This is a genomic window from Streptomyces sp. GL_148, from assembly GCF_057834205.1.
On sequence record NZ_CM174396.1, the window covers coordinates 7873714 to 7893045 of the forward strand.

The 19332-nt window shown below is 71.3% G+C and carries 17 protein-coding genes; 8 read left to right on the forward strand and 9 right to left on the reverse strand.

Annotation, left to right across the window (positions count from 1 at the left end):
• The first annotated feature begins 6 nt into the window (after nucleotides 1–6).
• Genes AC3IYI_RS35540 through AC3IYI_RS35560 form a run of 5 tightly spaced genes read left to right on the forward strand, consistent with a single transcriptional unit; the run spans nucleotide 7 to nucleotide 5180 of the window.
• Nucleotides 7–1059: a glycoside hydrolase family 10 protein gene (locus AC3IYI_RS35540; protein WP_489407545.1), complete on the forward strand. Its 1053-nt coding sequence runs from the start codon at nucleotides 7–9 to the stop codon at nucleotides 1057–1059.
• Nucleotides 1056–2102 (forward strand): Gfo/Idh/MocA family protein, encoded by a 1047-nt coding sequence (locus AC3IYI_RS35545; protein WP_489407546.1) that lies wholly within the window; start codon nucleotides 1056–1058, stop codon nucleotides 2100–2102. The genes AC3IYI_RS35540 and AC3IYI_RS35545 overlap by 4 nt, the downstream gene beginning before the upstream one ends.
• The gene (locus tag AC3IYI_RS35550; RefSeq protein ID WP_489407547.1) at nucleotides 2099–2959 is read left to right on the forward strand and encodes a DUF6807 domain-containing protein; all 861 of its coding nucleotides are present in this window, start codon (nucleotides 2099–2101) and stop codon (nucleotides 2957–2959) included. Before AC3IYI_RS35545 ends, AC3IYI_RS35550 begins: the two co-directional genes overlap by 4 nt.
• A complete protein-coding gene (locus AC3IYI_RS35555) occupies nucleotides 2911–3699 on the forward strand; it encodes a cupin domain-containing protein (protein WP_489407548.1) in 789 nt (262 codons plus the stop codon). The genes AC3IYI_RS35550 and AC3IYI_RS35555 overlap by 49 nt, the downstream gene beginning before the upstream one ends.
• On the forward strand, nucleotides 3699–5180 hold the full coding sequence (locus AC3IYI_RS35560) for a non-reducing end alpha-L-arabinofuranosidase family hydrolase (protein WP_489407549.1): 1482 nt from the start codon (nucleotides 3699–3701) through the stop codon (nucleotides 5178–5180). The genes AC3IYI_RS35555 and AC3IYI_RS35560 overlap by 1 nt, the downstream gene beginning before the upstream one ends.
• A gap of 90 nt (nucleotides 5181–5270) precedes the next feature.
• On the opposite strand, the gene AC3IYI_RS35565 is transcribed toward AC3IYI_RS35560, so the two are convergent.
• From AC3IYI_RS35565 to AC3IYI_RS35595, 7 genes are read right to left on the reverse strand one after another with little or no spacing between them, the layout of a single operon-like run.
• Complete coding sequence (locus AC3IYI_RS35565) at nucleotides 5271–6086, reverse strand: NAD-dependent epimerase/dehydratase family protein (protein ID WP_489407550.1); 816 nt, start codon at nucleotides 6084–6086, stop codon at nucleotides 5271–5273.
• Nucleotides 6083–7267, reverse strand: a complete 1185-nt coding sequence (locus AC3IYI_RS35570; protein WP_489407551.1) for a hypothetical protein — start codon at nucleotides 7265–7267, stop codon at nucleotides 6083–6085. Before AC3IYI_RS35570 ends, AC3IYI_RS35565 begins: the two co-directional genes overlap by 4 nt.
• Entirely contained in the window at nucleotides 7261–8511 is a 1251-nt protein-coding gene (locus AC3IYI_RS35575; protein ID WP_489411790.1) for a glucarate dehydratase family protein, read from the reverse strand. The genes AC3IYI_RS35570 and AC3IYI_RS35575 overlap by 7 nt, the downstream gene beginning before the upstream one ends.
• Nucleotides 8511–9482, reverse strand: coding sequence for a 5-dehydro-4-deoxyglucarate dehydratase (locus AC3IYI_RS35580; RefSeq protein WP_489407552.1), 972 nt, complete (start codon nucleotides 9480–9482; stop codon nucleotides 8511–8513). The genes AC3IYI_RS35575 and AC3IYI_RS35580 overlap by 1 nt, the downstream gene beginning before the upstream one ends.
• A 32-nt stretch (nucleotides 9483–9514) precedes the next feature.
• Complete coding sequence (locus tag AC3IYI_RS35585) at nucleotides 9515–10363, reverse strand: carbohydrate ABC transporter permease (protein ID WP_489407553.1); 849 nt, start codon at nucleotides 10361–10363, stop codon at nucleotides 9515–9517.
• Nucleotides 10360–11283 carry a carbohydrate ABC transporter permease gene (locus AC3IYI_RS35590; RefSeq protein WP_489407554.1) on the reverse strand — a complete coding sequence of 308 codons (924 nt, stop codon included), beginning with the start codon at nucleotides 11281–11283 and terminating at the stop codon, nucleotides 10360–10362. Before AC3IYI_RS35590 ends, AC3IYI_RS35585 begins: the two co-directional genes overlap by 4 nt.
• Nucleotides 11283–12641 carry a sugar ABC transporter substrate-binding protein gene (locus AC3IYI_RS35595; protein WP_489407555.1) on the reverse strand — a complete coding sequence of 453 codons (1359 nt, stop codon included), beginning with the start codon at nucleotides 12639–12641 and terminating at the stop codon, nucleotides 11283–11285. Before AC3IYI_RS35595 ends, AC3IYI_RS35590 begins: the two co-directional genes overlap by 1 nt.
• Nucleotides 12642–12760: 119 nt before the next feature.
• Between AC3IYI_RS35595 and AC3IYI_RS35600 the strand changes: the two genes are divergently transcribed.
• Nucleotides 12761–13540, forward strand: coding sequence for an IclR family transcriptional regulator (locus AC3IYI_RS35600; protein WP_489407556.1), 780 nt, complete (start codon nucleotides 12761–12763; stop codon nucleotides 13538–13540).
• A gap of 70 nt (nucleotides 13541–13610) precedes the next feature.
• On the opposite strand, the gene AC3IYI_RS35605 is transcribed toward AC3IYI_RS35600, so the two are convergent.
• Nucleotides 13611–15098 (reverse strand): discoidin domain-containing protein, encoded by a 1488-nt coding sequence (locus AC3IYI_RS35605; protein WP_489407557.1) that lies wholly within the window; start codon nucleotides 15096–15098, stop codon nucleotides 13611–13613.
• A 17-nt stretch (nucleotides 15099–15115) separates the two neighbouring features.
• Entirely contained in the window at nucleotides 15116–17143 is a 2028-nt protein-coding gene (locus AC3IYI_RS35610; RefSeq protein ID WP_489407558.1) for a glycosyl hydrolase family 8, read from the reverse strand.
• A gap of 452 nt (nucleotides 17144–17595) precedes the next feature.
• On the opposite strand from AC3IYI_RS35610, the gene AC3IYI_RS35615 reads away from it, so the two are divergent.
• Both AC3IYI_RS35615 and AC3IYI_RS35620 read left to right on the forward strand, forming a co-directional pair.
• Entirely contained in the window at nucleotides 17596–18447 is an 852-nt protein-coding gene (locus AC3IYI_RS35615) for a CAP domain-containing protein (protein ID WP_489407559.1), read from the forward strand.
• 225 nt (nucleotides 18448–18672) lie between these two features.
• Nucleotides 18673–19236 carry a hypothetical protein gene (locus tag AC3IYI_RS35620; protein ID WP_489407560.1) on the forward strand — a complete coding sequence of 188 codons (564 nt, stop codon included), beginning with the start codon at nucleotides 18673–18675 and terminating at the stop codon, nucleotides 19234–19236.
• The last annotated feature ends 96 nt before the right edge of the window (nucleotides 19237–19332 follow it).

Here is a 19332-nt window from a genome sequence, read left to right on the forward strand (position 1 = left end):
CCCGTCATGCCCATTCCCAGGTCCACGTCCCGGATTCTCACCGCTCTGTCCGCCGCCGTCTGCCTGGCGGCCGGCCTCGCCGCCGCGCCCGCAGCCGCCGAGCCCCGCCCCAGGACGCTCGGCGAACTGGCCAAGAAGCACCACAAGTATTTCGGCTCCGCCACCGACAACCCCGAGTTCACCGACGCCGCCTATCTGAAGCTCCTCGGCAGCGAATTCGGGCAGACCACCCCCGGCAACGCCATGAAGTGGTACGCCACCGAGCCCGAGCGCGGCGTCTTCGACTTCACAGCCGCCGACGAGGTCGTCTCGTTCGCCAAGGCCCACCACCAGAAGGTCCGCGGCCACACCCTCATCTGGCACAACCAGCTCCCCGCCTGGCTCACCGAGCGCGCCTGGACCGCCGACGAACTGCGGGCCGTCCTCAAGAACCACATCCAGACGGAGGTCCGGCACTTCAAGGGCCAGGTGATCCACTGGGACGTCGTCAACGAGGCCTTCAACGAAGACGGCACCTACCGCGAATCGCTCTTCTACAAGACGCTCGGCCCCGGCTACATCGCCGACGCCCTGCGCTGGGCCCACGAGGCCGACCGGCACGCCAAGCTGTACCTCAACGACTACAACGTCGACTGGATCGGCCCCAAGAGCGACGCCTATTACACCCTGATCAAGCAGTTGAAGGCCGACGGCGTCCCGGTGGAGGGCTTCGGCATCCAGGGCCATCTGGCGCTCCAGTACGGCTTCCCCGCCGATGTCCAGCAGAACATGCAGCGCTTCGCCGACCTCGGGGTCGAGGTCGCGATCACCGAGCTCGACATCAGGATGAACCTCCCCGCGACCCCGGAAAAGCTCGCCACCCAGGCCACCTGGTACGCCGACTACGTCAAGGCCTGCCTGGCGGTCGAGAAATGCGTCGGCATCACCATCTGGGACTACACGGACAAGTACTCGTGGATCCCCTCCGTCTTCCCCGGTGAGGGTGCGGCGCTGCCCTACGACGAGAACCTGCTGCCCAAGCCCGCCTATCACTCGATCAGGAAGGTGCTGGGCGGATGATCAGGACGGCGATCGTCGGAACGGGCGGGATCGCGGGCATCTGCCACGTTCCCGCCCTCCGGGCACAGGCGCACCGGGCCCAGATCGTGGCCGCCGTCGACGTGGACGCCGCGCGCGCCGAGGCGTTCGCGGCCGAACACGGCATACCCGCGGTCTACACCGACCTGCACACGATGCTCCAGGAGCAGAGGCCGGACCTAGTGCACCTGTGCACGCCTCCGTTCCTGCACGCCGACCAGGCCGTGGCCTGCCTGGAGTCGCAGGCGTGGGTGTGGTGCGAGAAGCCGGTGGCCCTGTCGCTGGCCGAGCTCGACCGGATCCGCGGCGCCGAGGGCCCCGCCGTCGCGGGCGCGGTGTTCCAGCACAGGTACGGCTCGGGGGCCGGGTACCTGCGCGACCGGATCGCGGCCGGGACGCTGGGCCGTCCCCTGGTCGCGCAGTGCGTCACGGCGTGGTACCGCGACGACGCCTACTACGACATGCCCTGGCGCGGCACCTGGGAGAGCGAGGGCGGTGGCCCGACCCTGGGCCACGGCATCCACCAGATGGACCTGATGCTCGCGGTGCTCGGCGAATGGGCCGAAGTTCGCGCGATGGCCGGCCGCCTCGAACGCGACGTCCAGACCGAGGACGTGTCCGCGGCCCTCGTCCGGTTCGAGAACGGAGCCATCGCGACGGTCGTCAACAGCGTCCTTTCCCCGCGCGAGGAGAGCTACCTGCGGTTCGACCTCACCGACGCCACGGTCGAACTGCGCCATCTGTACGGCTACTCCAACGCGGACTGGACGTTCACCACCAGCTCGAAAAGCGTGAAGTGGGAGCCGCCGGAGGACCTGCCCAGCTCGCACACCGCCCAGCTCGCGGCCTTCCTGGACGACTACGAGGCGGGGATCCGGCCCGACCTCGGCAGGCCCACCATGGAACTGGTCAGCGCCTTGTACAAGGCCGCGATCACCGGCCTGCCGGTCCGGCGCGGAGAGATCGACGCGGCCGACCCGTTCTACGGCTCGCTCAACGGAGGCCGCCCGGAGGTGTTCCGATGACCTTCGAACTCATCGAGGACGAAGACTCGCTGACCGTCCGAGCGCGCGGCGTCGACCTCTTCCGGTACGTGCACCAGCCGGTCATGGACCCCTTCGAGGCGCCGAAGCCCTACCTGCATCCGGTGCGCACGCTCGCCGGCGACGTGGTCACCGGGTACCGGCCGCACGACCACCGCTGGCACAAGGGCGTCCAGATCACGGCGTCGTGGCTCTCGGGGCACAACTTCTGGGGCGGCGGCACCTACCTGCGCGGCCAGGGCTACGTGGACCTGCCGAACCTCGGCACCATGCGCAGCCTCGCCGTGGCCGCCGAGACGGGCCACGGCCGCGCCGTGATCACCGAGGACCTGGCCTGGTACACGATGGCGGGGGAGCACTGGATCGACGAGCGCCGCACGCTGACCGCCCGCGACGTCGAGGCCGACTCCTGGACCCTGGACGTCACCACCGCACTGACCAACGTCCGGGGCGCCGGTCTGCTGTTCGGCAGCCCCGGCACACAGGGCAGAAGGCTCGCCGGATACTGCGGCCTGTTCTGGCGCGGCCCGCGCGAATTCACCGGCGGCGAAGTGATCGGCCCCGCGATGGGCGAGCAGGGCGACTGGCTGGCCTTCACCGGCACGCACGACGAGGTCGACCGCTCCTCCACGCTCCTGTTCCTGGACGATCCGGACGCCCCCTGCGACTGGTTCGTCCGCAGTGAGCCCTTCCCAGCCGTCAACCCCTCCCTGGCATTCGACGAGGAACTGCCGCTGGCCCCGGGCGAGACCCTGTCGCGCCGCTACCGGATCGTCGTGGCCAACGGCGCATGGACCCCCGGGCGCCTGTCCCGCCACATCGCGGAACACCCGTGGTGACCCCGTTCCCCGGCGGCGTGGGGATCTCCGGGCTGACCGTGTACGACTGGGAGGCCGCCGACGGGCTGTGCGGCGGCACACCCCACATGCACCTCGTCTGCTCCGAAGCGTACGTAGTCACCGGCGGCGCGGGCAGCGTCCAGACGCTCACCACCTCCGGCTTCGCCGACACCCCGCTGCACCCCGGCGACGTCGTCTGGTTCACCCCCGGCACGATCCACCGCCTGGTCAACGACGGCGGCCTGCGCCTCGTGGTGCTCATGCAGAACGACGGCCTTCCCGAGGCGGGCGACGCCGTCTTCACCTTCCCTGCTCCGGTGCTGGCCGATCCCCACGCCTACCGGAAGGCGGCAGCCCTGACCGGCGACCATTCCGCGGCAGCGCGCCGCCGCCGCGACTTGGCGGTCGAGGGTTTCCTGGCCTTGCGCGAAGGCGGGCTGCCGGAGTTCCACATCGCAGCCCACCGCCTGAAGAGCGAGCTCCTGGACGCCTGGTGGATCCGCTGGCGTGACGGCCCCATGGCCGCTGCCGTCACGACCGGCCGACAGCTGGAACGGCTGAAGGCCGGAGACCTCTCTCACCTGGGCCACGGCGCAGTGTCACGCCTGGAGCGCCCGGAGCACCAGCGCTTCGGCATGTGCGGCCGCCTTCACACCTATCCCGTCCCCGACCCCTCGATGCGGCCGCTCCGCGGTCCGTCGGGGTCACCTCACCCCCACCCCCCGAAGGAGCTCTCCTGATGTGGTTTCGCCAACCATCCCCGGTCCACCTGAGACGACGCCTGCTCGCCGTCCTCGCGCCCTTGCTGCTCCTGGCCACTTTCCTCAGCGTCCAGCCCGCCAGCGCGGCGACCGTCGACCCCAACGCCTCGTACGTGCTGGTCAACCGCAACAGCGGCAAGGCCCTGGACGTCTACAACCTGGCGACCACCGACGGCGCCCGCATCACCCAGTGGACCCGGAACGATCAGAACCAGGAGCAGTGGCAGTTCGTCGACTCCGGCGGCGGCAACTACCGCATCAAGTCCCGCCACTCCGGCAAGGTGCTGGACGTCCAGAACGGGTCCACCGCGAACGGCGCCTCGATCGTCCAGTGGGCCGACGCGAACGGGACCAATCAGCAGTGGCGGCTGGCTGACAGCGCGGACGGCTACGTGAGGCTCATCGCGCGCCACAGCAACAAGGCCCTCGAAGTGCAAGGCGGCTCCACCGCCGACAACGCGAACATCGTCCAGTACGACGACTGGGGCGGCACCAATCAGCAGTGGCAGCTGGTCAAGGTCGGTGCCGGCAACCCCGGCGCGTGCGCTCTTCCGTCGACCTACCGCTGGACCTCGACGGGCGCTCTGGCGCAGCCCAAGTCCGGGTGGGCCTCGCTCAAGGACTTCACCGTCGCCCCCTACAACGGCAAGCAGCTCGTCTATGCGACGACGCACGGCGCCGCGGGAACGGGAGCGGGCTGGGGCTCGATGAACTTCGGCCTGTTCACCAACTGGCCGGAGATGGCCTCGGCCAGCCAGAACACGATGTCGAACTCCGCCGTCGCGCCCACGCTCTTCTACTTCGCGCCGAAGAACATCTGGGTGCTCGCCTACCAGTGGGGAGGCGGGAGCGCCTTCTCCTACCGGACGTCGAGCGACCCGTCCAACCCCAATGGCTGGTCCTCACAGCAGGTGCTCTTCACCGGAAGCATCACCGGCTCCACCACGGGCCCCATCGACCAGACGCTCATCGCTGACGGCACGAACATGTACCTGTTCTTCGCCGGTGACAACGGCAAGATCTACCGGGCCAGCATGCCGATCGGGAACTTCCCGAGCAGTTTCGGCTCGAACTACACGACGATCATGAGCGATACGGCGGACAACCTGTTCGAAGCCCCGCAGGTCTACAAGCTCCAGGGCCAGGACCGCTACCTCATGCTCGTCGAGGCGAGGGGCTCGCAGGGCCGCTACTTCCGCTCGTTCACGGCCACCAGCCTGAACGGTTCGTGGACGCCCCAGGCCGCGACCGAGAGCAACTCCTTCGCCGGCAAGGCCAACAGTGGCGCCACCTGGACCAACGACATCAGCCATGGCGAACTGATCCGCACCAGCGCCGATCAGACCTTCACCGTCGATCCCTGCAACCTGAAGTTCCTCTACCAGGGACGCGACCCCAACTCCGGCGGCGACTACGGCCAATGGCCCTACCGACCGGCTCTGCTGACACTGCAGCGCTAACGATGTGACACGGTCCGGCTCCGCAGTGGAGCCGGCGTGGCGGGCTCGGCGACACGAGGCCGAGCCCGCCCGGGACCTGGAGTGTTCGGCTCAGCGGGGCGGCCGGTGGTGCGGGTCGGTCAGGGTGAAGGAGCCGCCGACGTAGCGCGCGTCCACGTGGTCCGGGCGCAGGTCGCCGTGCGCGGCGAGCAGCGCCGGCGCGTACGCCTCCGCGTCGTCCCGGGGCTCGTAGCCCAGGGCCCGCGCCGCCGTGAGGTCCCACCAGGCGCGGGTGTTGGCGCTGATCCCGTTCACCACGGTGTGGCCGACCCCGGGCGCGGTCAGCGCGGCGTGGATCAGGCGGGCACAGTCGGCGGGGCTGAGCCAGGTGGCCAGCATCCGCACCGTCCGGGGCTCGGGGAAGCAGGACCCGATCCGGATCGAGACGGTCTCCACCCCGTACTTGTCGGCGTAGAGGGAGGCGAGGTTCTCCCCGAAGGCCTTCGACAGGCCGTAGTACGTGTCCGGCCGGGCGGGGATCGCGCTCCCTATAGGGGTCTCGCTGCCCAGAGGCACGTACCCGACGGCGTGGTTGCTGCTGGCGAACACGACCCGGCGCACGCCTTCCGCGCGTACCGCCTCGTACAGGTGGTACGTCCCGCGGACATTGGCTTCGAGGACGGCCTCGAAGCGGTCCTCCAGGGAGATTCCACCGAGGTGCACCACCGCGTCGACCCCCCGGACCGCGGCGCACACCGCCTTCGCGTTGGCCAGGTCGAAGACCAGGGACCCGGCGCCGCCTGGCCCCTCGACCGGCTTCAGGTCCGCGAGGCGCAGCGTGTAGCCGTAGCCGGGCAGGCTCGTGCGCAGGAAGGTGCCGATGCCACCCGCGGCGCCGGTGAGGAGAAGGGTGCGGTGCTGGTTCACGAGCGGAACTCCTTTGCCAGATCGGCCAGTAGCGGCAGCAGCCCTGCGGGCAGCAGACCGAGGTGGTACAGGCTCAGCCGGCTCGCCCCGGCGGCACGCAGGCGCCGTACGTGGCCGGGTAGCAGGGCGGGGTCGGTTGGTGGCTGGGCGGTGACGTACGCGTCCACCGCCGGGCCGTGGCCGGCGGCCCGGCGGACCAGTTCCGCGGTCGCGGGCTCGGTGGGCCAGCACGGCACCAGCAGGGAGTCCACCTCGGCGGCGGCCCGGTCCGTGAGGCCCGGCGAGGGGCCGGTCGCCCAGGGGTCGGGGTGCGCGTGCAACGTGACGGACGCCCCGGGGAGGGCCTCGCGCACGGCGGTCAGGACCGCCCCGCGCAGCGCGTCCGCCGCCGCGTGCCGGACCCGCAGAGTTACGTCCGCCACCTCCCGTGGGAGCCCGGGGCTGTCGGTGCGCGCCGCCCGGCGCAGCAGGACGAGCACCTCGTCCTCGTCGAGGCCGGTCTGCCGCCATCCCTCCCGGCACGCGCCGCAGCAGCACACGGACAGGGCCCGCAGCACCGCCGCCGGGTAGGCGCCGTCGGTCTTCTCGTGACACCCCGCGTGCACCGCCCCGAGCTGTCCGGCGGACTCCAGCGACACCGCGTGCACGGCGCCCGGCGGCAGCCCGTGCAGGGCCTCGGCCGCGAGGGTCGCGCAGAACTCCCGCACCTCCCGATGCCCGGGGCAGAGCGCGTAGGGGTAGGACTCGCCGAAGCAGTTGGTGACGGCGAGGGAGGGGTGCAGGATGCCGAGCCGGCTGTTGTGGGCGAGCACCAGCCACGCGCTGACCGGGATGCCCTCGGCGGCCAGGGCGGCTATGGCGGCTCCGGCCGGATCGGGTCCGTCCACCCAGTCGGCTCCCGCCGGCACGAGCCGCCGTCCGCTCCACGGTCCGGGCCGGACCGGCCGGTAGAGGGCCGCATGGCGGGCGTGCACGAAGCGGCGCCCGGGGTGGAGGGGGGTGGCGGCCCGGGCGGAGTGGTAGGTCACCGCCAGCGTCACGGAGTCGATCCCGGCGGCCCTCACCCGGTCGGCGAAGGCGGGGTCGCCCAGGACGTCCCAGGGGTAGGCGTGAGCCGACACCGTCGGGCTGTCCGCCGGACTGTCCGCCGGGCTGTCCGCCGGGCTGTCCGTGGTCACCATCGGGGGCGCCTCTTCTCGTAGGAGGGGTCGAAGGTCCGCATGTACGCGGTGTCGTCGCGTTCCCGGATGCCGCAGCGCAGGTAGTTCTCGTGCAGCCGGGCCAGCGCCTCGGGATCCAGCCGCACCCCGAGGCCCGGCCGGTCGGGGACCGCCACCGAGCCTCCCGCGATCTCCAGCGGCTCGGCGAGCACGTCCACCCCGCACTGCCAGGGGGCGTGGGTGTCCGCGGCGTAGGCCAACTCCGGGAGCGAGGCCCCGAGATGCGTCATGGCGGCCAGGCTGATGCCGAGGTGGCTGTTGGAGTGCATGGACACTCCCACGCCGAACATCCCGCAGACCGCGGCCAGTTCAGCCGACCTGCGGAGCCCGCCCCAGTAGTGGTGGTCGGCCAGCACCACGCCGACCGCGCGCCGCCCGAAGCCCTCCGGGATGTCGTCCGGCCCCACCACGACCATGTTGGTGGCCAGCGGCATGGACGCCGAGCGGGCCACCTCCGCCATGCCGGGGATCCCGGGCGTCGGATCCTCCAGGTACTCCAGAAGACCGGCGGTCTCCGCGGCCACCTTCACGGAAGTCTCCACGCTCCACGCCTGGTTGGGATCCAGCCGCAGCGGGTGCTCCGGGAAGGCGTCCCGCAGGGCGCGGACCGCCTCGATCTCCTCGCCCGGCGGCCGTACCCCGCCCTTGAGCTTGATCGAGCGGAACCCGTACGTCTCCACCATGGCGCGGGCCTGCGCGACGATGCCGTCCGGGTCGAGTGCCTCACCGTACGGATCGGAGCCGGCCCATTTGTAGAAGAGGTACGCCGCGTACGGCACCCGGTCCCGCACCCGGCCGCCCAGCAGATCGACCACCGGCCGCCCGGCAAGCTGTCCCTGGAGGTCCAGGCAGGCCACCTCGAAGGGGCTGAGCACCCGCAGGGTGGTCTTCTGCGGGCTGGACCCGCCGGTCAGCCCGTGCCGGTCCGGGGTGTCGGCATCGCCCAGGACGCCCCGGATCCGGCGCAGCAGCCCGTGGGTGTCGTACGGGTCCAGCCCCACCAGGGCCGGGCCCGCCGCCCGGAGCAGGGCGAGGTGCGGCGCGTCCCCGTACGTCTCGCCGAGCCCGACCAGGCCGTCCCCGCAGCTCAGTTCCACGATCGCCCGCAGCGCCCACGGCTGGTGCACCCCGGCCGAGTTGAGCAGCGGCGGGTCGGGGAACGCCACCGGGGTGACCGTGACCTCGGCGATCTCCGCGAGCCGCATCACACCGTCAGCCCGGCGAGCGCGGCCCGGCCCCGGGCGATGATGCCGGCCAACTGCCGCTCGTGCTCGGGGGAGGCGTCCACGAGCGGCGGCCGGACGGGGCCCATGGCCAGCCCGGCCAGCCGGGCACCCGCCTTGACCAGGGCGACGGCGTAGCCGGGGGCGGCGTCGCGCAGGGCGACGAAGGGCAGGTAGAACTCGGCGAGCAGCACCCGCACCGCCTCGGAGTCGCCGGCGCGCACCGCGCGGTGGAAGGCGGTGGCGATGTCGGGGGCGAAGCAGAGGACGGCCGAGGAGTAGCACTCCACGCCGATGGCCTCGTACGCCTGGACGGACAGCTCGGCCGTGGGCAGGCCGTTGAGGAAGCCGAACTCGGCGGCGCGCGGGTGGCCGCTGCTGCGGATGGCCGTGACCAGCCGGAGCATGGCGTCCACATCGCCCCGGCCGTCCTTGATGCCGGTGACGGTGGGGATGTCGAGCAGGGCCAGGGCGGCGGCCTCGTCGAGGACGGCGTTGGCCCGCTGGTAGACGGTGATCGGCAGTTCGGTGCCGGAGGCGACGTAGCGGATGTGGCCGACGAGGCCGGCGGGCGACGAGGCGATGAGGTACGGCGGCAGCAACAGCAGCCCGTCGGCCCCGCATTCGGCGGCGGTCACGGCGAACTCGCGGGCGATGCGCGGCCCCCCGCCGCAGCCGGCCACGACCGGCAGCCGGCCGTCGGCCACCCGTACGGCGGTGGCGACCACCTCGCGATACTCGTCGGCCGACAGCGCGGTGAACTCGCCGGTGCCGCAGGCCACGAAGAGGCCGGAGGGGCCGGCGGCGATCTGCTGCTCCAGGTGCTCCGCGAAGACGGCCAGGTCGACCTTGTCGTCGTGGCCGGCGTGGCCGGCCTGCTCGTCGTGCTCGTCGTGCTCGTCGACGTCGGTGAACGGGGTCAGCGGAAAGGACAGCAGCCCGTGCAGGCGCATGAGTTCCCCTTGGGGGTGAGTGGGAGGGCGTGTCAGCCCTTGACGGCGCCGGAGGTCAGGCCGCGCATGAACTGCCGTTGCATGACGACGAAGACGATGACGCTGGGCAGCAGGGCGAGCAGCGCCGAGGCGAGCAGTACCCCCACGCCGACCTGTTCGTCGGCGCGCAGGGTGCGCAGTGCGAGCGGCAGCGTGAACTGCGCGGCGTCGGTGGCGACGAGCAGCGGGAGCATGTACTGGTCCCAGATCATGGTGAAGCCGAAGATGCCGATCACGCCGAGCGCCGGGCGGCACAGCGGCAGGATCACCGACCAGAAGACCCGCAGGTCGCCGGCCCCGTCGAGGCGGGCGGCTTCCTCCAGCTCGACCGGGATCTCCTTCATGAACTCCGCGGTGACCAGGATCGAGAAGGCCCAGGCCCCGACCGGGACGATCATTCCCCAGAGGCTCCCGGTGAGGGACAGGTCGGAGAGGACCAGGGACAGCGGGATCGCGAGGATTTCCTCGGGCAGCATCATCGTGGAGAGGATCAGCAGCAGGACCAGCCGTAGCCCGGGGAAGCGTTTGCGGGCCAGGGCGTACGCGGCGGAGATGCTGACCCCGATCTGGAGCAGCAGGCCGCCGCCCACCACCAGGAAGGAGTTGAGCAGGTACAGCAGTACGTCGCGCTCGAAGGCCGCCCGGAAGTTCTCCAGTGTCGGCCGGTTCGGCAGCAGGGTCAGCGAGGTCGGGTCGGTGGTGTGGTTGAAGGCGCTGGCCAGCAGGGCGAGCAGCGGCCCGGCGAAGACCATCACGAGCAACGCGTACAGCACCAGCTTGCCGATGGCCGCGGCCGGTCCGCGCCGCTCCTCGAGGCCGAGCGCGGTGTCGAGACGGCTCACCGGGCCGCCTCCTTCCCGGTCCCGGTCCCGGTCCCGGTCCCGGTCCCGGCCCGGGCCAGCCGGACGGCGAGCGTCAGCGTGACCGAGGCCGCGAGCAGCACCATCGACCCGGCGGCCGCGACGCCCAGTTCGTTCCGTTCCAGGCCGAGCTTGTAGATCAGCGTCATGAGTACCTCGGTGGAGCCGTCGGGTCCGCCGTTGGTGAGCAGGAAGATCTCGGTGAAGACGCGCAGGGAGCGGATCGCCGCGAGGGTGAGCAGGATGGTGAAGGCCGGGCGCAGGGCGGGCAGGGTGACGTGCCACAGCCTGCGCAGCACCCCGGCGCCGTCCGCGGCCGCGGCCTCGTAGAGGGTCCGGTCGACACCGGCCAGCGCCGCGAGGAAGATCATCATGTCGTAGGGGGCTCCGCGCCACACGCCGACCGCCATGACCGACCACAGCGCGCTGTCCGGACTGTTGAGGAACTGCGAGGGCCCCACCCCCAGCCACCCGAGCAGGGTGTTGACCGCGCCGTCGGCGGCCGGGTGGTAGAGGATCCGCCACACCTCGGCGACCACCGCCATCGCCGTCACCGTCGGCAGGAACACGGCCGTCCGGATGATCCACAGCCGGCGGGCCGTGCCCTCCAGGAGCAGCGCGAGCGCCAGTCCGAGCAGGACGGAGCCACCGGTCTGCCCGATCGCCAGCAGGGCCGTGTGCCCGAGGGCGTCGAGGAAGGCCTCGTCCGTGACCACCTGCGTGTAGTTGGCCCCGCCCACCCACCGGTCGCCCAGGTAGGGGCGCACCTCGTGGAAGCTCATCTCGACCGCCCGCCACATCGGCAGGAACTTGAAGAGCGCGAACAGCAGCAGCGCCGGGGCGAGGAACAGCCAGGGAGTCGCCGCTGTGACACCGCTGCCCGGCCGCCCCGGCAGCCGCATCAGGATCCCGCTCCCTGCTTCTTGAGCTCCGCGGAGAAGACGCCGGCGAGCTTGCCGAGAACGGCCCCGGGGTTCGAACCGCAGTCGGCCACCATGCCGTTGAGGGCCTCGGCGGACGCCTGGCGGAAGGGCGTCCAGTCCTTCACGACGGGGGAGTAGCGGCCGGACTCGCGGTACACCTTGTCGAAGACCTGCCAGCGCGTGTCCTGACGTACGGCCGACAGCCGGACGGACGGGTTGACGGGGAGCCGGACCACGTTGCCCGCGGTGTCCCCGGCCATGCCGGCGGTCTGTCCTTCGGCACCGATGAGGAACTCGGCGTACTTCACCTGCCCCTTGGGGTTCTTCGAGCCCGCCATCAGATAGGTGTTCTCGCCCTCGGCGAGCACGGAGCTCCTGCCGCCCGGTCCGGCGGGCAGCGGCAGGATCTCGTACGTGTCCTTGCCGAGCGCCTTGTCGAAACGGGCCATGTTGTAGGGGCCGGTGAAGTAGATGCCGCCCTTGCCGGTCTCGAACAGCGGGTGGGCCTGGGTGGTCTCGGTGGTGACCGCGCCCGGGACGACGCTCCTGTCGGCGCAGAACTGGTCCTTGAGCCGCTGGGCGGCCAGCAGGGCGCCCGGACCGTCGACGGCCGGCTTCAGGTCCTTGCCCGCGCCCGTGAAGTAGTCGCCGCCCGTGGACCACAGGAAGCTGGAGAAGTACCAGTCCAGGTAGCCGCGCTTGGTGGTACCGGGGATGACGTAGCCGTAGGTGTCGGCCTTGCCGTTGGCGTCCGGGTCCCCGGTGGTGAAGGCGGCGGCCAGCGCGTCGAGCTGGTCCCAGTCGGCGGGCGGCGCGATGCCGAGCTTCTCCCGCCAGTCCTTGCGGACGAAGAGCGCGAAGGTCTGGGCGGAGAACGGTACGCCGTAGTACTTGCCGTCGGCGGCCCTGGCCGCCTCCCAGGAGCTGGGTACCAGTTGTTCGCCGCCCTTGATCTGCGACTGCCGCACCTCGCGGACCAGGCCCTGCTTGACCAGGGAGCCGAGCTGGGCGGTGTCGTTGACGATCAGGTCCGGGAGCTTCTTCTGCGCGGCGGCCTGCTGGAGCTTGGTCTCGAAGTCGTCGAACAGGGCGGTGACCTTCGCGTGGATGCCGGTGGCCTTGGTGAAGGCGGCGGCCAGGTCCTGATGGGTCTTCTCGGTCGGGGAGCCGGGCGGCTTGCGGACCCAGATCTCCAGCGGCGCCTTGTCGTCTCCACTGCCGGAGGCGTTGGCGCCGGAGTCCGCACCGCAGGCGGTGAGGGTGGTGAGGGCGAGTAGGGCGGCCAGTGAGGCGGCCAGAGAGGTGGCCAGGGTGGTGGATGCGGCTCTGCGATGCATCGGATGATGATTCCCGTCTAGATATGTGGACAGGATCTGAGGATCTGGTTGCTCTGCAAGGGGAAGTTAGCGTCCGCTACCATGCCGGTCAACAGCCGTGCAGAATTTGGAGGGTTCACATGCCCGGACCCGCGACGGATGTCGCCACCGTCAAATCCGCGGAGCGAACGGTGCGCATCCTGGAGGCACTTGCCTCCTCCCAGGACAAGCTCACGGTCTCCGAGCTCCAGGAACGCCTGGGCTACCCGCGCAGCAGCCTGCACGCCCTCGTCCGCACACTGCGCGAGCTCAAGTGGGTCGAGGCGGACGAGACCGGCTCCGCCTTCGGCGTCGGCCCGCACGCGCTGCTCTCCGGCACCGCCTACCTCGACCGCGACCCGGCCCTGCCGTACGCGCACGCCGTGATGGAGGACCTCCGCGAAGAGACCGGCTACACCGTGCACTTCGCCCGCCTCGACGACGCGTACGTGCTCTACCTCGCCAGTCGCGAGGCACGCGGCAACGCCCGTGCCGTCTCCCGCGTCGGACGCCGGCTGCCCGCCCACCTGACCGCGCTCGGGCAGGCGCTCCTCGCCGACCTCACCACCGAGGAGGTGGACGGCGTACTGCCACCGAGGCTGGAGGCGTTCACCCCGAACACGGTCACCGAGCGCGCGGCGCTGCACGAGGAGCTGGCGCGCGTACGGGACCGCGGCTGGGCGCTGGAGCGGGAGCAGGGCACCCCCGGGGTCGCCTGTCTGTCGGCGCCCGTGCACTACCGGATCCCGGCCTCGGACGCGATCAGCTGCTCGATGCCGGTGGACGCCGCCACCGAGGAGGAGACGGAGCGCGTGGCGCGGGCCGTGGTGGCGCACGCCACCGCTCTCGCCGCGACGCTCCGGCGCCACGGCATCAGATGAGGCCCGCATGTCCACCCGGCCCGCCCTGGCGAGGGGCCGGGCCGGGCCGGGTGGGGCGCGGGTCGGCGGGTCAGGGAGTGACGGGAACGTTCGTCAGGCCCGTGCCCGCGTGGGTGACGGTATTGCCGGAGTGCACGACGTTCGGGTCGGCGGTGCACTTCGAGACCGAGGTGATCTTGATGGCGTAGGCGCCGACACCGCCGAGGTCCGAGGTGTTGCCGCGCCAGACGTTGCCGCAGCCGTTGGCGAACGAAGGGGTCGTCGACGGGTTGTGCGTCTCGTAGCCGTTGGCGAAGGTGCCGGGCGGGGCGAAGACCCCCGTGTTGTTCTCGATGAGGTACCCGATGCCCTTGGCGTCGACCCAGGAGTCCGCCGAGTTCTGCCCCGAGATCCCGGTCCCGTCGAACCTGTTGCCGCGGATCACCCCGCCCGTAGTGCCCTCCTTGACGTCGACGTGCTCCGCGGCCACGTTCGGGCCGATCCGGTTGTTCAGCACCTGGACCCGGTCCGAGCGGTCCGCCCCGCCCTGGTTGCCGTGGCAGCCCCAGTTGGAGCCGGCCGAGCCGATGTAGACGGCCTCCCCGTAGCCGGGCTGGACCAGTCCGGTGTGCGTGATCGTGGAGTTCCGGATCACGCCGTCCGAGGACGAGCGCCGGAAGTGCACCGCCTCGTCCTCGACGTGGTGGACCGAGAGCCCGTCGAGGGTGACGTGGTGGGAGTTGTCGAGGACGACTCCCTTCTTGGAGTCCTTGACGGTGAAACCGGTCAGGTTCCAGTACGGGGCGTCGTACAGCCACAGTCCGTACCCCGGGTCCCAGCCGCCGCCGGGGGCCGGACAGGACGGCGCGGTGCCGGAGGGGCCGTCGTTCACCAGGACCGCGGTCGCCGGACCGGTGAGCGTGACCGGCGCGGCGGCCGTACCCGCCCGCCGGGTCACGAAGGCGCCCCGGTACTCCCCGGCCGCGAGCCGGATCGTCTGCCCGGGCTGCGCCGCCGCCAGGGCGCTCTGCAACTGGGCTGCGGTCGACACGTCCACGACCGGCCCGCCCGGACCGGCTGGGGAGCCGTAGACCTCGAACTCCCAGAGGGAGTAGCCGTAGGCGGTGCCGCGGGCGGTGGCGTGCATGCGGACGTAGCGCCCGGTTCCGGCGACGGTCAGGTCGTCGATGGCGCCGTTTCCGGTGCTGGTGGAGTAGACGTCGGTCCAGGCCGAACCGTCCGCGGAGGTCTGGATCTCGTACGTCTTGGCGTACGCGGCCTCCCAGTTGAGCTTCACCCGGCTGATGGCGTGGGTGGCTCCGAGGTCGATGCGGACCCACTGCGGGTCCACGCCCTCCACGCTGGCCCACCGGGTGCCGGTGTTGCCGTCCACCGCGAGCGAGGCCGGGAAGGCGCTCGTCTCCAGGGACGAGGCCGTCGTGGGCTTCCCGGCCGAGACCAGGCCGTCGGCGGCCCGTGCCTGGGGGACGGTGATCAAGGAGGCGGACAGGAGGCTGGACAGGAGCAGCAGGACCGTTTCTCTTCTTCGGGTCCTTCGGATTCTTCGGATTCCTCGCATGGCAACTCCTTCTCGGGCTACGGGACCCAGTGGTTGCCGGAGGCGGTGATCATGACCTGGAGCTGGATGCTCGCCGAGAAGTAGCTGCTGGTGTCGATCGGGGCGGCCAGCATCTTGTTCCACAGCGCGTCCAGCCAGACCTGACTGCCCGGGTCGGTCATGGCCGCCAGTGCGAACGGGGCGAAGTACGCCGCTTCGCTCCCGGAGGAGATCTGCGTGCCGTCGAGCTTGTATCCGATGGCGATCTTGTTCGGGTCGCCGCCCGTCTTGGTCTTGATCCAGCTGTTGAGCTTGCGGGCCGACGCGAGGGACTTGGCGTCTGCGCTGGTCACCGCGTCGTCCGCGATGCGCCACGGGGTCCGGCAGGCGTTCCACCAGTAGGCGCCGTCGTTCGGGTCCTCGAGAACCTGCCCGGGGGCGGGCTTGGGGGTGGTGTTGGTGTTGACGACGAAGTCGGGCAGCAGCCCGGTGTTCGGCGCGTAGGAGGCCTGCAGGCCGGTGATCTGGTTCTGGTGCGCGGTGCGGACCGTGTCCCAGGCCGCGTCGCCGGTCGCGGTCCGGAAGGCCCGGAAGTGGTCGACCATCCAGTCCGAGGTGCGGGAGATGTAGTAGTACTGGTCGCCGGAGCTGCTCCAGTCGCCCAGCTTCAGCAGGTTGGTGGACGGGTTGAGCTCGTCCTTCTTGATCGCGTTGATGTGCTTGACCGCGAGCGCCTTGTAGTTGTACGTGCCCGTGCTGCCCCATTGCTTGTCGGCGAGCAGCAGACCGTACGCGACGTCCATGTCGCCGTCGGTCGCGCCGTCACCGCCGTTGACGCTTCGGCAGGCGGTGTCCTGCTCCGCGGCGAGCAGGTCCGGGTTGACCGACGAAGGGTGGTCGATCATCCACTTGGTCAGACCGTCGAAGATCTTCTTCGCGTCCGGGTCGGCGCCGGCCATCGTAGCGGCGATCACCATGCCGTACCCCTGCGCCTCGGCCACGTACGGGTGGTCGGCGTCGGGGGAGATGACCTGGTACCAGCCGTTGCCGCAGTTCTGGCGGACGAACGCGGACTTCCAGTTGGTGTAGTAGTCGATGGTCCTCTGGTCGAGCGTGCCCTGGGCGCCGGTCGGCTTCAGCGTCCCGGCGGCGTACGGGCGGGTGTGGCTGCCGAACGGAACCGCCGGACCGGAGCCGCTCGAGGGCTGGGTGGTGACGCTGAGCGAGTTGCTCGCAGCGGAGGTGTTGCCCGCCGCGTCCCGCGCCTTGACCGTGTAGCCGTAGCTGGTGGAGGCCGTGAGGCCGGTGTCCGTGTACGAGGTCCCGGCCGCCGTTGCGACGCGCGTGGTGCCCCGGTACACGTCGTAGCCGGTGACGCCCACGTTGTCGGTGGCGGCGTTCCAGGCGAGCGCGACGCTGTTCGCAGTGGTGGCCGTCGAGCGCAGGCTGCCCGGGACGCTGGGCGGGGTGGTGTCGGAGCCGCCGGAGACGGGGGAGCCGTAGACCTCGAACTCCCAGAGGGAGTAGCCGTAGGCGGTGCCCCGCGCGGTGCCGTGCATGCGGACGTAGCGTCCGGTTCCGGTGACGGTCAGGTCGTCGGTGGCGCCGTTGCCGGTGCTGGTGGAGTAGACGTCGGTCCAGTTCGTCCCGTCGTTCGAGGTCTGGATCTTGTACGTCTTCCCGTACGCGGCCTCCCAGTTGAGCTTCACCCGGCTGATGGTGTGGGCGGCTCCGAGGTCGATGCGGACCCACTGCGGGTCCACGCCCTCCAGACTGGCCCACCGGGTCGCGGCGTTGGCGTCCACGGCCTTGCCGGCCTCGAAGCCGCTCGCCTCGACCGAGGACGCGGTCGCGGGCTTTCCGGTCGATACCAGCACCGGAGTGGCCTCGGCGGCACCGGGCAGGGCGGCGCCGACGGCGGCCGTCGCGGCCGAGGCGCTGAGGCCGGTGACGCCCGTGAGGCCCGCCATGGCGGCGGCGAGGGCGGCGAAGCCCGCCAGCGGGCGGTGCCAGCGGGGGCGGCGCCGGTCTCTGTGTGCGGAGCGTTGCTGATGTGCTCGTGACATCGGGCGTCCTCGGGTGAGTGCTGCGCGAGTGGGGGGAGCGGTCGGTGTGGAGCATCGGCCAATGGTTAGGAATAGTTCCTAACCATTGGCCGGGAGAGTAGAAACGGAACAGGGCTTCGCGCAAGACCCTGGGCTCGATCCATCCATGCGATGTGGATCCACATATGTGTCCGAAGGCCCTTGTGGGGGTGGCTGGTTCGGGGTGGGGCCCTCAGTGGACGAGCGCTGCCGGCACAGGGAACGGGGGCAGCCACCGTCGCCGCGCCGGCCGCTCGGGACGGGCCGCGGGGGAAGCCGCCCGCCCGGGCGGCTGGGGTCCACCGTCGTTCCTGTGCCGAGTCTGCGGGCTTCCTTAAGGGACCTTGAAGAACGGCTCCGGGGCGCTGTTTTCGCTGGTCATCAGCCTACGCTCGGGGACCCGTCCTTCCTTCTCGCCGAGAGGTGCCACAGGCATGAGCCGCAGCCGAACCCCCGGAGCCCCGTCCCGCGTCGAGGCGCGACGGAAGAAGACGGTGCGCACGCGCATCGTGCTGTCCCTCACCGCGGCGGCCGCGGCGGTGGCGGTCGGGGTCGCGGTGGCCGCCCCCGACGAGGAAGCGCGTGCCGGCGGGCCGAACTCCGGGGCGGCGGGCTCCGGTAGTGGGGAGGCGGCGGAAACCCCCTCTCCCGCCTCTCCCGCCGCTCCCACGCTCTCCGCCGCCGCCGCGTCCGCGACGGGCGCGATGCCGTCCGCGACGCCCACCGCCGGCGTCACCGGATCCGCCGCACCCACGAAGTCGGCGGCGGCGAGCCGCCCGGCGCCCGCGGCATCGACACCGGCCGTCAAGCCCAAGCCCCCCACCCGTACGCCCGCCGCGACCACCGGTGGCGGCTCCGGTGGGTCGGGTGGTTCCGGTGGTTCGGGCGGCTCCTCCGGTGCGTCCGGCGTGGAATCCGCGGTCCTGTCCCTGGTCAACAAGGAGCGGGACGCGGCCGGTTGTGGTGCATTGACCGCGAACGCCAAGCTGAGCGCCGCGGCGCGGGCGTACAGCGACACCATGGCCCGCAGCGGCGTCATGTCCCACACCGGACCCGACGGTTCCACCATGACCACCCGCGTGGAAGCCGCCGGATACGGCTGGTCCCGCCTGGGCGAGAACATAGCCCGCGGCCAGGCGGACGCCGCCGCGGTCATGAACGCGTGGATGAACAGCCCCGGTCACAAGGCCAACATCCTCAACTGCGGGTTCCGGGAGATCGGCATAGGCTTCCACAAGGGCGACGGCGGCCCCTGGTGGACGCAGAACTTCGGCACGCCGAGGTAAGAACTCCCACCCGTCGTTCCCACCCGCCGTTCACAATCTGCCCCGCCCCGCCCCTCCCCGCGGGGCCCGGCACACGTCCTCCTGGCCATTCGCGCGCCAGGGGGACGTCGGCGTTCCCGGCCGGATCGGGGTCCGGCCGGAGTCGGGCCGGGGTCGGGCCGGCAGGCCGCGTTCTTACGGGGGAGGCGGTGACGGGCGGGCCGGCGGGTCGGTCACTATGGGGCCGTGCCCCGAATTCCGCGCTACTTGCTCATATGGCTGTCGTGCACCGCCGCCAGCGTGACCGCCGTGCTCGCCACGGTCCAGTTCGTGGTCGGTTCCACCAGGCATACGCCTCCCGTCGCGCGGTCCGCCCCCGTGGTCGTCGACACGCCGCCGGCCTGGCAGGCGGCGCAGGGCCAGTCCCCGAGCCCGCACGTCCCGAGCGCCACCCCCAGTGGTTCGCCCTCCGCGACCGGGCGGCCGTCACCCCCGGCTTCGGCGCCCGCTTCGGCGAAGGCCCCCACGGGAACGCCTCGTGCGACACCACCCAGACCGCGCGTCGACTGCGACGAGGGCGGACCGGGCCTGCACACCGTCCCCTCGGAAGGCGGCAAGGTCACCGTGCGCTACGGCAGCCGCGGCGTGTGCCTGATCTCCGCCGTGCCCAGCCGGGGCTACAAGGCCGGCACGTCGCAGACCGCGGACGACACCCTGACCGTCACGTTCACCAGCGCGGACCACCGCTCGGTCATCACGGCGACGATCACCCCGTCGGCGAGGGCCAGCGTGCGCGAGACGTCCTTCTGACCGGTCCGCGCCACTCGACCCCCTCATCCCCTTTTACGGGTTTCACCCCCTTGTGCACGCTCATCGCCCGAGCTTCACGAAGCGGAAGGTGAGCTG